Raw genomic sequence first — 13911 nt, forward strand, 5'->3', positions numbered from 1 at the left:
CCGCGCCCCAGCGCGGGGGCTTTTTGCTGCCGGCACCTTTCCGCGCGCGTCATGGGCAAAGGCCTGCCGGTGCTGATTTGAACTTTACTCAAATCGGCGCTATCAGCCCGCGTCGGCTTGGGGAGCCGACGGGGAACTGACGACCCGAGGGATGAAATTGCGCTTCACCATTCTTAACCGCCGCGGGCTCTCTCTGCTCGCACTGATGGCCCTCGGGGCCTGCGCCCAGCCGCCCGAAGAGGGCCTCCCGCCCGAGCGGATGGCCTTCGCCATGGCCGAGGTCGAGGCGCTGCAGGATCGCGGCGCGCGTGTCTGGTGCGTGCCCTTCGCCCGCAACCTCTCGGGCGTCGAGATCCGCGGCAATGCCCGCACCTGGTGGTCGCAGGCGCAGGAAGAATTTCCCGTGGGCCACGAGCCCAGCCTTGGCGCCGTGATGGCCTTCGCGCCGACGGCGAGCATGCCGCTTGGTCACGTGGGCGTCGTCTCGGGCATCGAAAGCCCGCGTCGCATCACCATTGACCACGCCAATTGGCACCGCAACCAGGTGTCGCTGGGGATGGCGGTGATCGACGTGTCGAAGCACAATGACTGGAGCCGCGTGCGGGTCGAGACCTACCCCGGTGCCTTCGGCAGCGTCTATCCGATCAAGGGCTTCATCCAGCCCACCGGCTGATCCGAGCTTCAGGCCGCAAGCTCCAACTCTGACTGCACGAGTTGCGACAGCTGCTGCACCAGCGCGTAGATATGCATCGAGGTGCCGGGCACATTGACGCCCGAGCGCGTGGCCTCGGCCAGCATCCCCTGGAAGAGGCTCATCGCATCCAGCCGCGAGGGCGCGACAGGGGCCTCGGCCAGCGCTGCGCCGGGCAGCGCGATGGCCCCTTCCGGGTTTGCCTCGCCCGCTGTTTCGACCTGCGGCTGCGCCTGTTCCTCGGCCACGGGGGCGGGCTCGGGCAGCGGCGCGGGTTGCAGGTCGACGGCTTCGCCTTGCGCCGGTTCCGGCAGGGGATGCTCTTCGGTCGGCGGGCGATGCGACGACGGCCGCTCGGCCTCTGTCTCAACCGGGTTGTGGCGCATTTCAGGCGCGAAGAGCGGGCGGGCCTGGGTCGGCATTTCCAACATGTCTCTCTCCTTCGCTCAGCCGTAATCGGCGCCATGGGGGAACAGTCCCACCCTGCCGCGCAAACCTTTCCACCGCCTTTACCGAGGTTAAGATCTCCGCCCCTGGGCGCGCGCAGTGGTCACCATGGATCAACCTCCGGCGCATTCTGCACTGCGGCGCGGATGCAGGCTCAACCGGATCTTCACATCTGTCTGCTGCGCGGCGAACAGAGCGGCCAGCGGTGCCCGACACCGACGTAATACCGACGTAATACCGACGTGGTGCAGACCGGGTGCCGACCGGATTTTCCTGTCCTCATAGCGATTCCCTGCTAGGCTCCCTGAATGCCCAGCATGTCCCTCGACACCCCCACCGGCCGCTTCTGGATCTTCGAGGAGGACGGCGCCATCACCCGCGCCTCCTGGCGCGAGCTGGGGCCTGAAGAGCCCACCGAGGTGCTGGAGCGGGCCGTGGATCAGCTGGGTGCCTATTTCGACGGCAGCCGGGAAGAGTTCGACCTGCCGCTCAAGGTTGCCGGCGGCGATTTCCAGGCACGTGTCTGCGACGCCATCGCCGCGATCCCCTATGGGCGCACCCGCACCTATGGCCACCTGGCCCGAGACCTCGGCGCGCCGCCGCAGGCGGTTGGCCAGGGCTGTGGCGGCAATCCGATCCCCGTGATCATACCCTGTCACCGGGTCCTGGCCGCAACCGGGCTGGGTGGTTTCTCGGGCGAAGGCGGGATCGAAACCAAGGTCTGGCTGCTCAGGCACGAGGGCGCGGCCTCGCTCCTGATCTGACGAAAAACCCCGGCGCAGCAGGCTGCACCGGGGTCTCCAAAGTCTTTGAATTCTTACCTCAGACGGCGGCCAGCTTGGCCCCGCCAGAGGGCTTCTCGCCCTTGTCACCGGCGTTCTGGTCAATGAAGTCCAGCACCAGCGGGCGGATGTTGTTGCGCCAGGACGAGCCGGCGAAGATGCCGTAGTGACCCGCGCCCGGCTCCAGGTGCTGCGACTTCATCTTGTCGGGCACCCCGGTGCAGAGATCCAGCGCCGCGACACATTGGCCGGGGGCCGAGATATCGTCGTTCTCTCCCTCCACGGTCTTCACCGCGACATTGGTGATCTTGCCGATATCGACCTGGTGGCCGTTGACGGTGAAGGTATTGCTGGCGATCTCGGAGTTCTTGAAGATCCGCTCGACGGTGGACAGGTAGAACTCGGCGGTCATGTCCATAACTGCCAGATATTCATCATAGAAACGGTTGTGGCGATCGTGGTCGCCAGCCTCGCCGCGGGCCACGCGCATGATCTGGTCGGTGAAGGACTGGGCGTGGGTGTCGAGGTTCATCGAGATGAAGGAGGTCAGCTGCAGCAGTCCAGGATAGACCTTGCGACCGATGCCCTTGTACTTGGCGCCGACGCGCTGGATCATCATCTGCTCGAGTTGGCCCATCGAGACGCGGTTGCCGAAGTCGGTGACCTCGGTGGGCGTGGCATCGGGGTCGATGGGGCCGCCGATCAGGGTCAGGGTCTTGGGCTGTGCCTCGGGGAAGATCTCGGCCAGGTAGGCAGTGGCCACCAGGGTCAGCGGAGCCGGCTGGCAGACCGCGATGACGTTAACATCGGGGCCCAGCTCTTTCATGAAATCGACAAGGTAGAGGGTGTAATCCTCGACATCGAACTTGCCTTCGCTGACGGGAATGTCGCGGGCATTGTGCCAGTCGGTGATATAGACCTCGCAGTCGGGCAGCAGCGAGACCACGGTCGACCGCAGGAGCGTCGCGTAATGGCCAGACATGGGCGCCACCAGCAGCACCTTGCGCGACTTTTCCGCGCGGCCCTGGACCTCGAAGTGGATCAGGTCGCCGAAGGGGCGCTCCACCACCTTGGCAATCGAGACCAGGTGATCGCGCCCGTCCTCGCAAGGCACCGAGTAGATACCCCAGTCAGGCTTGGCCACCATGCGCTTGTAGGCCCGTTCCGTCACCTCGCCCCAGGCCGCCATCATGGTCAGCATCGGGTTCGGCACCAGCGCGAAGGCCGGGTAGGACGCGAGACTCAGCGCACTGGCCCCCATCCACTGCTGGGTATTGCGTACGGTCTCCATAAGGTCGTAGCTTGCCATATAGCGCATCGGTATCTCCTTCTCGCGGGGCAGGGCCCGGTCTGTCTCCGTCCACGGGGTCTTCCGGGCAGCGCGGCTGAGACAAGGCCTGCGCCTGTCCCTGGGACCAGGGATCACCGGCGGTCGCGGCGCCACATGCTGCAGTGCAGAAGATAGGGGGGAATCGTTTACATGACAACACAAGATACCTCTGACGCCGGGGAATCCGGCCAGGAAAACCTCGAAAAACTCAAGGCAAACCTGACAAGAGTAGAAGAGCTCTCTCAGAGATTCATCCAGGCGTTGAAAGAACGGCATGCCTCGCCCCCCGGCCTGCAGGGGCCGGCCCCCACCCTTTTCGCCCAGGCCGCCGGCGCCTATTGGTCAGAGATGATGCAGAACCCGGCGCGGATCTTCGAGCACCAGCTGGAATACTGGGGCAAGTCGGTGACCCATTTCCTGGAGGCGCAAGAGGCGCTGGCCAAGGGCAAGCTGCAGGCGCCCGAGGATGACGGCACCGACGATCCGCGCTTCACCAACCCGCTGTGGAAGACCCATCCCTACTTCAACTACGTCAAGCAGCAGTACCAGCTGAACACCGATGCCATGACCAAGGCAGTCGAGGACGTCGAGGGGATCTCGGAGGTCGAGAAGGCCCGGCTGCGCTATTTCACCGGCCAGATCGCCGACATGATGGCACCGACCAATTTCCTGGCGACCAACCCCGATGCCCTTGAACGCGCGCTCGAGACCGACGGCGAAAGCCTCGTGCAGGGGCTGGAGAACCTGGTCCGCGACCTCGAGGCCAATGGCGGCGAGATGCTGGTGCGGCTGGCCGATGCCAGCGCCTTCAAGCTGGGCGAGAACGTCGCCACGGCACCCGGCAAGGTGATCTGGCGCAATCACCTGCTGGAGCTGATCCAGTACAGCCCCTCAACCGAGAAGGTGCACGACACCCCGCTGATCATCTTCCCGCCCTGGATCAACAAGTTCTATATCCTCGACCTGAAAGAGCAGAACTCCTTCATCCGCTGGGTGGTCGACCAGGGCTATACGCTTTTCGTGGTCTCTTGGGTGAACCCCGATGCAGCCTACCGCGAGATCGCGTTGGATGACTACGTCGAGGATGGATTCATCGCCGCCATCGAGCAGGTGAAGCAGATCTGCGGCGTGAAGACGGTGAATGCCATCGGCTATTGCATCGGCGGCACGACGCTGAACCTGACGCTGGCCCTGCTGAAGAAGCGCAAGGACCGCTCGGTCAAGTCGGCCACTTTCTTCACCACGCTGACGGATTTCTCGGACCAGGGGGATTTCACCCCCTTCCTGCAGGATGATTTCGTCGATGCCATCGAGGACGTCGTGCAGGCCGACGGCATCCTGCGCAGTCACATCATGGCGCGGACCTTCTCTTTCCTGCGTTCCAACGACCTGGTCTATCGACCGGCCATCCGCAGCTACATGCTTGGCGAACAGCCCCCCGCCTTCGATCTGCTCTATTGGAACGGCGATGGCACCAACCTGCCCGCGACCATGGCGGTGCAGTACCTGCGCGAGCTCTGCCAGGGCAACAAGCTGACCACCGACGGGATCGAGATCTGCGGCGAACTGCTGAAGATCTCGGATGTCACCTTGCCAATCTGCGCCATCACCTGCGAGACCGATCACATCGCCGCTTGGCGGGCCGCCTATCGCGGCTTCCTGATGACCGGTTCCAAGGATCGCACCTTCATCGTCTCGCAGTCGGGCCATATCGCCGGGATCGTGAACCCGCCGTCGAAGAAGAAGTACGGCCACTACATCAACGAGGCCCTGCCCGACACGCCCGAAGCCTTCATGGAGGGCGCCACCTTCACCGAGGGCTCATGGTGGCCCCGCTGGGAAGGCTGGCTGGCGAAACGGTCGGGCAAGATGGTGCCCGCCCGCGAGCCCGGAGATTCGACTCACCCCGCACTTTGCGACGCACCCGGTACTTATGTCGCAGCCCCCCTGCCGCTGTGAAGCTTACCCAGCGTCAGGGATATTCTGCCCAAACCTTTGGCAGCATTGGTTAATCCATACGCTCACGCGCATTTTCGCCGCAGTGCAGAAAAATCTTGATTTGCTGCAGCGCAGCATCCATACTCTCCCCAAGATTGATTGAAGGGCCAGCACACGGCCCACAACCAGAAGAGGATGGAACAATGGCCAAGACGCAGGACTTCTCCGCTATCATGAAGGACTTCATGGGCGCTTTCCCCGTCGACACTTCGGCAATGGAAGATGCTTTCAAGACCCAGGCCACCCTGGGCGAAAAGCTCTCGGCAGTTGCCATCGACGCGGCCGCCAAGTCGACCGACCTGTCCACCAAGTGGACCAAGGACACGCTGACCAAGATGGCTGAAATGTCCAAGGCCAAGACCGAGCCCGCGGACTACGCCAAGTCGATGACCGACTTCGCCTCGGCCTGCGCCGAGATGTCGGCCGAGCACATGGCCGCTTACGCCGAGATCGCCAAGAAGGTCCAGGCCGACACCGTCGAGCTGATGATGGCCGCCGGCAAGGACATGACCGAGGAAGCCTCGGCCGCGGTTCAGAAGGCCACCAAGGACGCAACCGCCGCAGCCAAGAAGGCCGCCGCGAAGTAATCTCCCCTCCCAAGGGATTTTGCGCCTCCAGTGCTCCTCCCCAAATCGGGGGCGCGAAGAAGAAGGGCGGGTCCGAAAGGACCCGCCCTGTTCTTTTGCGTCAATGCCGCAAGAGCTTAGAAGTGGTAGGCGCCACGGATCAGCAGCGAACCCGCCGACATGCTCCAGTCGGACATGCCGAGGTATTCGTCGTTGAACTCCGAGTAGCGGTACTCTGCACCCAGGGTGAACTTTTCCGAGACCTTCAGGTCGGCGCCGATGCCGATCGACACGCCGGGCTCCGCGGGAGTATCCGGCAGCTCAAGGCGGGCAACGCCCAGAGAGACATAGGGCTGGACCTGGCCCAGGTCGTAGCCGGCGCGGACGACCAGGTCATAGCGATCCAGGTCCTCGAAGCTGTCGACGGACACCCGTTCGTAAGAGATCTCGGCAGACAGGACGATGTCGCCCATGTCGTGGGAATAGCCCGCGAAGGCGCCGTAGATGCCGTGATCCAGCGTCAGGCGGAAGCCGTCGAAATCGGTGGTGGAATCGCCGGTGCCCAGGATCAGACCGGCATAGGCGCCGGACCAGTCAGAGATGGGTTCGGCCACGGCGGGGGACGGGGTCGGCGCGGGGGCATCCATGCTCCCTGCGACCGCGGCCGCAGGCGCAACAAGCGCGACGAGAGCAATGGCACTGGCAAAAACGGACTTTTTCATCTGGATTCCATGTTCTGATGCAGGTGCGCTCCAGTATCACGACAACCTACGCGACCGTATAAAAACTTTTCACCCGCGCGCGCCCTGCCAATGACTGTTGATTTTCCGTCATTGCGAATTGCCCGCCCCGCCATGCCGACAGCGCTTTCTTTTTTCCAAACAGTACTCTAGGCTTTGCTGCAACGCTGCATAAACGGGGGAGGAAATCCGGTGGCAGACAGTGACTCTCCACTTCTGATAAAGCGCTACGCATCGCGTCGTCTCTATAATACCGAGACCAGTGATTACGTGACGCTAGAGGATATCGCCGGGTTTATCCGGGACGGCCGCGAAGTGCAGATCATCGACCTGAAATCGGGCGACGACCTGACCCGGCAATACCTGCTGCAGATCATCGCCGAACACGAAAGCCGTGGCGAAAACGTGCTGCCGCTGAACGTGCTCACCGACCTCGTGCGCTCCTACACCTCCTCTGCCGGCTCCATGGTGCCGCAGTTCCTGGCCGCCTCTTTCGAGATGCTGCAGAACGGGCAGTCGAAGATGCTGGAGAACATGGAGAAGGTGAACCCGATGATGGCCAACATGCCCGGCATCGAGGCGATGCAGGCGCAGCAGGCGGCCTTCCTCAAGGCGATGACCACGGGCTTCGGCTCCAACTGGTCCGGCCCCTCGCCCGAGGGCGAGACCGCGCCGTCGGAAGGCGGGGACGATCTCGAGCAGATCAAGAAGCAGCTCGCCGAGCTGCAGACCAAGCTGTCGAAACTGAGCTGAGACCCAGCCCCAACCCATGGCCGACAAATCTGCCACCGCATCCCCCGGAAGGATCACCCTCTGGGGGATAGAGGTCTTTGTGGCCACGGCGGAAGAGCGCTCGATCTCGGCCGCCGCGCGGCGCCTGGGCGCCAGCCCCTCGGCGGTGTCGCAACAGCTGACCAACCTGGAAACCGCGCTTGGGCGCACGCTGCTGATGCGGCAATCGCGACCCGTGACCCTGACCCGCGCCGGAGAGGCTTTCCGCCGCCGCGCCGAGGCGATCCTGACCGAGGCCGCACAGGCCCGTGCCGAAATGTCGGTCAGCGATGACGCGCCGCAGCTGACCCGGCTACGCCTTGGCGTGATCGAGGACTTCGAGGCCGACGTCACCCCCGACCTGCTGACCCGCCTGTCCCGCGATCTGACCGGCTGCCGTTTCCTGCTGGAAACCGGCGCCTCGCATTACCTGCATGACCAGCTGGATGCCCAGGCCCTGGACGTGGTGATCGCCGCCGAGATGGGCGTGCCCGAGGATTGGGCCGAAGTGCATGACGTGCTGCGCGAGGGCTTCGTGGTCGCCATCGGCAAGGGCCGCATCGACCGCTCCGCCGACCTGCTGGACCAGCTCAAGGCGCAGACGATGATCCAGTACACCACCCGGCACTACATGGGGCGGCTGATCTCGACCCACCTTGCCCAGCAGAACCTGCGGCTGGATCACCGCTTCGAGCTGGACAGCTACCACGCCATCCTGGCGCTGGTCTGCGCCGGTGCCGGCTGGACCATCCTGCCGCCGCTGGCACTGCTGCGCGCGCGCCGCCTGATGCCCGAGCTCGAGATCTTCCCCCTGCCCTTCGCGCCGCTGTCGCGCCATATCGTGCTGACGGCCCGCAAGGAGATCCTGGGAGACGTGCCCTCGCGCATCGCCGCCGAGCTGCGCTCCCTGCTACGCGATCTGGGCCGCGATGCCCGGCCCGAGGACTACCCCTGGCTGGAAACCTCGGTCTCCGTGGCCGAGGATTGATCCAGCGGATGGTGGCAGGCCGCCCGATGCCCCTGCCCCGACAATTGCGGCACCTCTTTCGCACAGATCTCTGACGCATGGGGACAGCGCGCCCGGAAGGCACAGCCCGAGGGTGGGTTGAGCGGGTCCGGCAGCTCTGTCTCGCGCCCCTCGGGCGCGGTAAGCGCCCGGCCCACCACCGGCGCGGAATTGGCCAGCAGCTGCGTGTAGGGGTGGCGGGGCGCGCGGAAGATCTCCTCGGCCCGCCCGACCTCGACCACCGCGCCGAAATAGAGCACCGCGACCCGGTCCGAGACCGCCTCGACCACCGCCAGGTCGTGGCTGATGAAGAGATAGGTCAAACCCAGCTCCTTCTTCAGATCCGCCAGCAGGTTCAGCACCTGCGCCTGCACCGAGACATCCAGCGCAGAGACCGGCTCATCCAGGATCAGGATGCTGGCCTCAGCCGCCAGGGCCCGCGCGATGCCGATCCGCTGCGCCTGCCCGCCCGAGAATTCATGCGGATAGCGATCAAGGAATTCCTCGCGCAGGTTCACCGATGCGAAGATCTCGGCGATGCGCTTGTCGCGCGCGGCTCGGTTCATGCCGTGCAACCGCTTCAGCGGCGCTTCCATCACCTGCCGGATCGTCTTGCGCGGATTGAGCGAAGAGATCGGATCCTGGAAGACATATTGGATCTTCTTGCCGAACTCCGAAGGGTCGGCATTGTCGAGCGGCGCGCCGTTGATCTCGATGGAGCCATCCGTGGGCGGCAGCAGGCCGACCAGCATCCGCGCCAGGGTGGACTTGCCGCAACCGGATTCGCCGACGATGCCAAGGGTCTCGCCCTGCTGCACCTCCAGGTCCACAGGCTGCACCGCATGGACCACGCCGCGCGGCTTGCCCAGCAGACGCTTGCCGACGGGGAAGCTCTTGGTGAGCCCGTCGAGTTTCAGAACCGTGCTCATGCCACGCCCTCCTCCAGCTCGGCCTCGGGGTGGATACAGCGCACCGCCCGCGCGCCGGGGCCTTCCAGCGCGATATCGCCCTCGCGGCAGGCTGCGGAGGCCTTCAGGCAGCGGGGCGCGAAGGCGCAGCCAGGCTCCAGCCGGTCGACCGCCGGGGGCAGACCGGGGATGGCCTCCAGCCGCCGTCGCCCGCCGCCCAGCTCGGGCACGCAGGCGATGAGACGCGAGGTATAGGGATGCGCCGGGGCGCGCAGCACCGCCGCAGTCGGGCCGGTCTCGACGATGCGGCCAGCGTACATGACGGCGACGCGGTCGCAGAGCTGGGCCACCACGCCGAAGTCATGGGTGATGAAGATGATCGCCAACCCGCGCTCGCGGCGCAGGTCATCCAGCAGCGACAGGATCTGCGCCTGCACGGTGACGTCGAGCGCCGTTGTCGGCTCGTCCGCGATGATCACCTCGGGGTCATTGGCCAGCGCCATGGCGATGCCGACACGCTGGCGCATGCCGCCAGACATCTCGTGCGGGTAGCTGTCGATGCGGCTTTCGGCATTGGGGATACGCACCTGTTTCAGCAGGGCCACGGCCCGCGCACGGGCCTCTGAGCGGCTGACGGGATGATGCACCCGGATCGCCTCGACCAGCTGGTCGCCCACCTTGTAGAGCGGATGCAGCGTCGCCAGCGGGTCCTGGAAGATATAGGCCACCTTGTCGCCGCGCAACGCGCGCAGACGCTCGTAGGGGGCGCCCACCAGGTCCTGGCCCTGGAAGTAGACTGCGCCGCCGGTGATCACACCGGGCGGAGAGGCGACCAGCCCCATGACCGAGAGCGCCGTGACGGATTTCCCCGACCCGCTTTCCCCGATCACGCCCAGGCATTCGCCCGGCGCAACCTTCAGGTCGACACCCCCGACGGCCTTGTAGATGCGGTTCTTGACGTGGAATTGGGTCTGCAGCTGGCGCAGGTTCAGCACCGCGCCGCCCTCTCCCTCGGCGGGGATCGTGCCCTTGCGCTCGACCCGCGTCGCCGGCATCGGCCGGGTCAGCGCGCCCGAGCGCAGGCGCGGGTCCAGCGCGTCCCGCACCCCGTCGCCCAAGAGGTTGATGCTCATCACGATGACCAGGATCATCGCGCCGGGGACGACGGAGGTATGGGGGTTGGTGATCAGCGCCCCCCGCGCCTCGCCCAGCATGCTGCCCAGGTCCGCCTGCGGCGGCTGGGAGCCCAGCCCCAGGAAGCTGAGGCCGGCAGTCTCGAGGATCATCCAGCCGATGGTGGTGGACATGGCGATGACGATGACGGGGATCACGTTGGGCAGGATCTCGGTCAGGATGATGCGGGTGTGGCCGAGGCCCGCGAGACGGGCGGCATCGACGAACTCCTTGTGTGCCAGGCCCACGGTCACGCCGCGGATGTTGCGGGCGAAGAAGGGCACGTTGACAGCGGCCACGGCGATCAGCGCATTGGTCAGGCCGGGCCCCAGGGCGGCGACGATGGCAAGCGCCAGCAAGATGTAGGGAAAGGCCATCAGCATATCGACCCCCCGCATGATCAGGTTGTCCGTGCGACCACCGAAATAGCCCGCGATGATGCCGATGGCGGCGCCGAAGAAGGCGGCGAAGAAGGCCGCGGCAAAGCCGACCGCAAGCGAGAGCCGCGTGCCATGCAGCAGCCGCGCCAGCAGGTCGCGGCCCAGGTGGTCGGTGCCCAGCCAGTGCCCCTGCTCTCCGGGCATCAGGAAGCGGTTGGCGGTGTCGGTGACATCGGGGTTGGCAAGCGGCAAGAGCGGCGTGACCAGCGCCAGCAGCAACACGAGGCTCAGCACCACGCCCCCGGCGGCGGCGAGGCGGTTGCGAAGAAGGAGGCTCAGGAATTGCATTGCGGCCTCCTCAGGTCTTGATGCGGGGGTCGAGCAGGCTTTGCGCCACGTCGACCGCGATGTTGAAGAGCACGTAGCAGGCGGCGACGAAGACTACCCCGCCCTGCACCAGCAGGATGTCGCGCTTGAGGATGGCATCAACCAGCATCCGGCCCACGCCTGGCCACTGGAAGACCATCTCGATATAGACCGCGCCCGAGAGCACGAAGCCCGCCTGGATACCCAGGACCGGGATGATCGAGACCATGGCCGCGCGCAGGGCATGGCCCCAGACCACGCGGCCTTCGCGTACGCCCTTGGCGCGGGCGGTGCGGATGAAGTCCTGGCGCAGCACCTCCAGCATGGCCGAGCGCGACAGGCGCGCGACGACGCCGGTGGCGACGACGGCCAGCGCGAAGGCGGGCATCACCAGGTGGTTGGCCACATCGGCGAAGCCTCCGCCGCCATAGGCCATCTTCATGCCCGAGACCGGGAACCAGCGCAGCTCGACCGCGAAGATCAGGATCATCATCATGCCGAGGAAGAAGGAGGGGATCGAGATCCCCAGGAGCACCGCGAAGGTGATGCCCTTGTCGGCCCAGCCATATTGCTTCGCCGCGCTGATGACCCCGGCGGCAATGCCCAGCACGGAACAGAGGACGAAGGAGGTCCCCGCCAGCAGCAGCGTGGCGCTGAAGCGGTCCAGAACCTCGTCGATGACGGGGCGGTTGAGGCTGAAGGATGTGCCGAAGTCGCCGGTCAGCATATTGCCGAGCCAGATGAAATAGCGCGCCACCAGCGGCGCATCGAGGCCGAGGTCCCGGTTGATCTTGGCCACGTTCTCGGGCGTGGCATAGGCACCGAGGATGGCCAGCGCCGGATCACCGGGGATCATCGCCATGATCAGGAAGACGATCACGGTGATGCCCAGAAGGACGGGCACCGCCGAGAGGAGACGCTTGAGGATATAGCCGGTCATGCCTTGCCTCCGCTGTGTCGGGTCGTGGGTCGGGACGAAGGTGGATTGTCATCCACCCTACGCGGTTTCGCCCTCCGCGCTCAAATTGGCGGGCGGCGGGATCATCGTCCCGCCGCCTGCCTTCGGGCGTAGGGTGGGTGCGCACCCATCTTCCCACGCCACGGGCATCACGACCCGCAGGTCAGTTCTTCACCACGTCCTTCAGCAGCAGGAAGAACGAGGGCTCAAGCGCGAAGTCCTCGACCGCCGAGGAGGTCACGGCGTTCTGCTTCCAGTTCGCCACGAAGACCCAGGGGGCGTCTTCCTGCACGATGGCCTGCATCTCCTGGTAGAGGCTGGCGCGCTCTTCCTGGCTGGTCGAGACGCGGGCCTTCTCCAGCAGTTCGTCCACCTCGGGGTTGGAGTAATAGCCCGAGTTGAAGCCGCCCTTGTCGGGCCAGGCATCGGTGCGCAGCGCCAGGTAGGGCAGCGTGTCGGGGTCGTTGGTCATCCAGGCCATCTCGGCCATGTCTGCCTTGCCTTCGAGGCCGGGGTTCACTTCGCCGAGGAAGGTGTTCCATTCGTAGGTCTCGATGGTGACGTCGAAGCCGACGGCTTCCAGGTCCGCCTGGATCGCGGTGCCCATGGCCACCGGATCGAGCATGCCCGAGCCACCTTCGGTGACGTAGAAGGTCACCTCGGGCGCCTCCATCCCGGCTTCGGCCAGCAGTTCCTTGGCCTTCTCGGGGTCGTAAGGATAGGGCTCCAGCGACTCGTTGTAGGCCCAGGCGAAGGCGGGCGGCGTGGGGCCTGCGGCCACGTCGGCGGTGCCCTCCAGCACATTCTCGACCAGCGCGGTCTTGTTGACAGCGTAGTTCGCCGCCTGGCGCACGGCCTTCTCGGCGAAGGGGCCTTCCTTGGCGTTCAGGATCAGGAACCAGACGTGCGGGCCTGCCTGCTCGACCACGGTGAAATCATCGCCCTCGAACTCCGACAGCGCGACGGGGGGCACCTCGACCATCAGGTCGATGCCTCCGGCCAGCATCTCGGCAGTGCGGGTGTTGGCATCGGTGATCGGGCGGAAGACGACCGTTTCCAGCTCGGGCGCGCCATCCCAGTAGTCGGCATTGGCGTTCAGGATCACATGGGTGTTGGATTCCCACTCGGCGAAGGTGAAGGGCCCGGTGCCCGAGGGGTGACGGTCGTAGTCGGCGCCGTATTCCTCGACCGCGGAGGGCGAGACGATGAGGCCGGTGGGATAGGCCAGGTTCGACAGGAAGGGCGCATAGGGGGCGTTCAGCTGGAACTCCACCGTCAGCGGATCGACCACGGTGACCTCCTCGACGGAGGAGAAGAAGAAGGCCAGCGGGAAGGGGCCGGTGTCGTGGTAGGGGTGATCCTCCTTCAGCATGCGGTCGAAGTTGAACTTCACCGCCTCGGCATCGAAGGCCGAGCCGTCGTGGAAGCTCACGCCCTCGCGCAGCTTGAAGGTATAGGTGGTGCCGTCCTCGCTGATCTCCCAGCTTTCGGCCAGGGCCGGTTCGACCTCCAGCGTGCCGGACTTGTAGCGTACCAGACCGTCATAGACGTTCATCAGGATGCGGAAGTCGTTCACGGCGGTGACCGCAGCGGGGTCCAGCGCTTTCGGCTCGGCGATCTGGCCGACAATCAGCACGCCGGGAGGCGTCTGCGCCCCCGCCTGCCCCGCCAGACCCAGCGACATCGCCAGGCCAAGCGCGGTCCCGGCACCAAGAACCCCTCGGCGGGTCCAGTTGAGAATTCCCTGTTTCATTGCGAGCCTCTCCTCTGCAAAGCGGCCTTTATTGATCATGAT

13 protein-coding genes are annotated in these 13911 nt (G+C 65.4%); 6 read left to right on the plus strand and 7 right to left on the minus strand.

The genetic code is table 11. The features are described from left to right. Nucleotides 1-151: 151 nt before the first annotated feature. Nucleotides 152-673 carry a CHAP domain-containing protein gene (locus CRO50_RS16720; protein WP_097147078.1) on the plus strand — a complete coding sequence of 174 codons (522 nt, stop codon included), beginning with the start codon at nucleotides 152-154 and terminating at the stop codon, nucleotides 671-673. 8 nt (nucleotides 674-681) lie between these two features. Here the strand turns inward: CRO50_RS16720 and CRO50_RS16725 are convergent, their stop codons facing one another. Next, entirely contained in the window at nucleotides 682-1122 is a 441-nt protein-coding gene (locus tag CRO50_RS16725) for a hypothetical protein (RefSeq protein WP_097147079.1), read from the minus strand. A gap of 324 nt (nucleotides 1123-1446) precedes the next feature. On the opposite strand from CRO50_RS16725, the gene CRO50_RS16730 reads away from it, so the two are divergent. After that, nucleotides 1447-1902, plus strand: a complete 456-nt coding sequence (locus CRO50_RS16730) for a methylated-DNA--[protein]-cysteine S-methyltransferase (RefSeq protein WP_097147080.1) — start codon at nucleotides 1447-1449, stop codon at nucleotides 1900-1902. Nucleotides 1903-1960: 58 nt separating this feature from the next. Here the strand turns inward: CRO50_RS16730 and phaZ are convergent, their stop codons facing one another. Next, nucleotides 1961-3238, minus strand: coding sequence for a polyhydroxyalkanoate depolymerase (gene phaZ, locus CRO50_RS16735; protein ID WP_097147081.1), 1278 nt, complete (start codon nucleotides 3236-3238; stop codon nucleotides 1961-1963). 162 nt (nucleotides 3239-3400) lie between these two features. On the opposite strand from phaZ, the gene CRO50_RS16740 reads away from it, so the two are divergent. Further along, nucleotides 3401-5209 (plus strand): PHA/PHB synthase family protein, encoded by a 1809-nt coding sequence (locus CRO50_RS16740; RefSeq protein WP_097147082.1) that lies wholly within the window; start codon nucleotides 3401-3403, stop codon nucleotides 5207-5209. A 182-nt stretch (nucleotides 5210-5391) separates the two neighbouring features. Continuing rightward, entirely contained in the window at nucleotides 5392-5835 is a 444-nt protein-coding gene (locus CRO50_RS16745; RefSeq protein WP_097147083.1) for a phasin, PhaP, read from the plus strand. Nucleotides 5836-5951: 116 nt separating this feature from the next. Here CRO50_RS16745 and CRO50_RS16750 read toward each other — a convergent pair whose 3' ends face one another. Continuing rightward, complete coding sequence (locus CRO50_RS16750; protein ID WP_097147084.1) at nucleotides 5952-6536, minus strand: outer membrane protein; 585 nt, start codon at nucleotides 6534-6536, stop codon at nucleotides 5952-5954. 210 nt (nucleotides 6537-6746) lie between these two features. Here CRO50_RS16750 and phaR point away from each other — a divergent pair, with 210 nt between their 5' ends. Beyond that, on the plus strand, nucleotides 6747-7307 hold the full coding sequence (phaR, locus tag CRO50_RS16755) for a polyhydroxyalkanoate synthesis repressor PhaR (RefSeq protein WP_097147085.1): 561 nt from the start codon (nucleotides 6747-6749) through the stop codon (nucleotides 7305-7307). Nucleotides 7308-7323: 16 nt separating this feature from the next. Continuing rightward, nucleotides 7324-8313: a LysR family transcriptional regulator gene (locus CRO50_RS16760; RefSeq protein ID WP_097147086.1), complete on the plus strand. Its 990-nt coding sequence runs from the start codon at nucleotides 7324-7326 to the stop codon at nucleotides 8311-8313. Here the strand turns inward: CRO50_RS16760 and CRO50_RS16765 are convergent. From CRO50_RS16765 to CRO50_RS16780, 4 genes are all read right to left on the minus strand, one after another. Further along, complete coding sequence (locus CRO50_RS16765; RefSeq protein ID WP_097147087.1) at nucleotides 8271-9260, minus strand: ABC transporter ATP-binding protein; 990 nt, start codon at nucleotides 9258-9260, stop codon at nucleotides 8271-8273. The two genes, CRO50_RS16760 and CRO50_RS16765, sit on opposite strands and share 43 nt — an antisense overlap. Continuing rightward, nucleotides 9257-11140 (minus strand): dipeptide/oligopeptide/nickel ABC transporter permease/ATP-binding protein, encoded by a 1884-nt coding sequence (locus CRO50_RS16770; protein WP_097147088.1) that lies wholly within the window; start codon nucleotides 11138-11140, stop codon nucleotides 9257-9259. Before CRO50_RS16770 ends, CRO50_RS16765 begins: the two co-directional genes overlap by 4 nt. Nucleotides 11141-11150: 10 nt before the next feature. Further along, nucleotides 11151-12098 carry an ABC transporter permease gene (locus tag CRO50_RS16775; RefSeq protein ID WP_097147089.1) on the minus strand — a complete coding sequence of 316 codons (948 nt, stop codon included), beginning with the start codon at nucleotides 12096-12098 and terminating at the stop codon, nucleotides 11151-11153. A gap of 181 nt (nucleotides 12099-12279) precedes the next feature. Continuing rightward, the gene (locus CRO50_RS16780; RefSeq protein WP_097147090.1) at nucleotides 12280-13869 is read right to left on the minus strand and encodes an ABC transporter substrate-binding protein; all 1590 of its coding nucleotides are present in this window, start codon (nucleotides 13867-13869) and stop codon (nucleotides 12280-12282) included. Between the last annotated feature and the right edge of the window lie 42 nt (nucleotides 13870-13911).

The organism is Pseudooceanicola antarcticus (assembly GCF_900215355.1).
GTDB lineage: Bacteria > Pseudomonadota > Alphaproteobacteria > Rhodobacterales > Rhodobacteraceae > Pseudooceanicola > Pseudooceanicola antarcticus.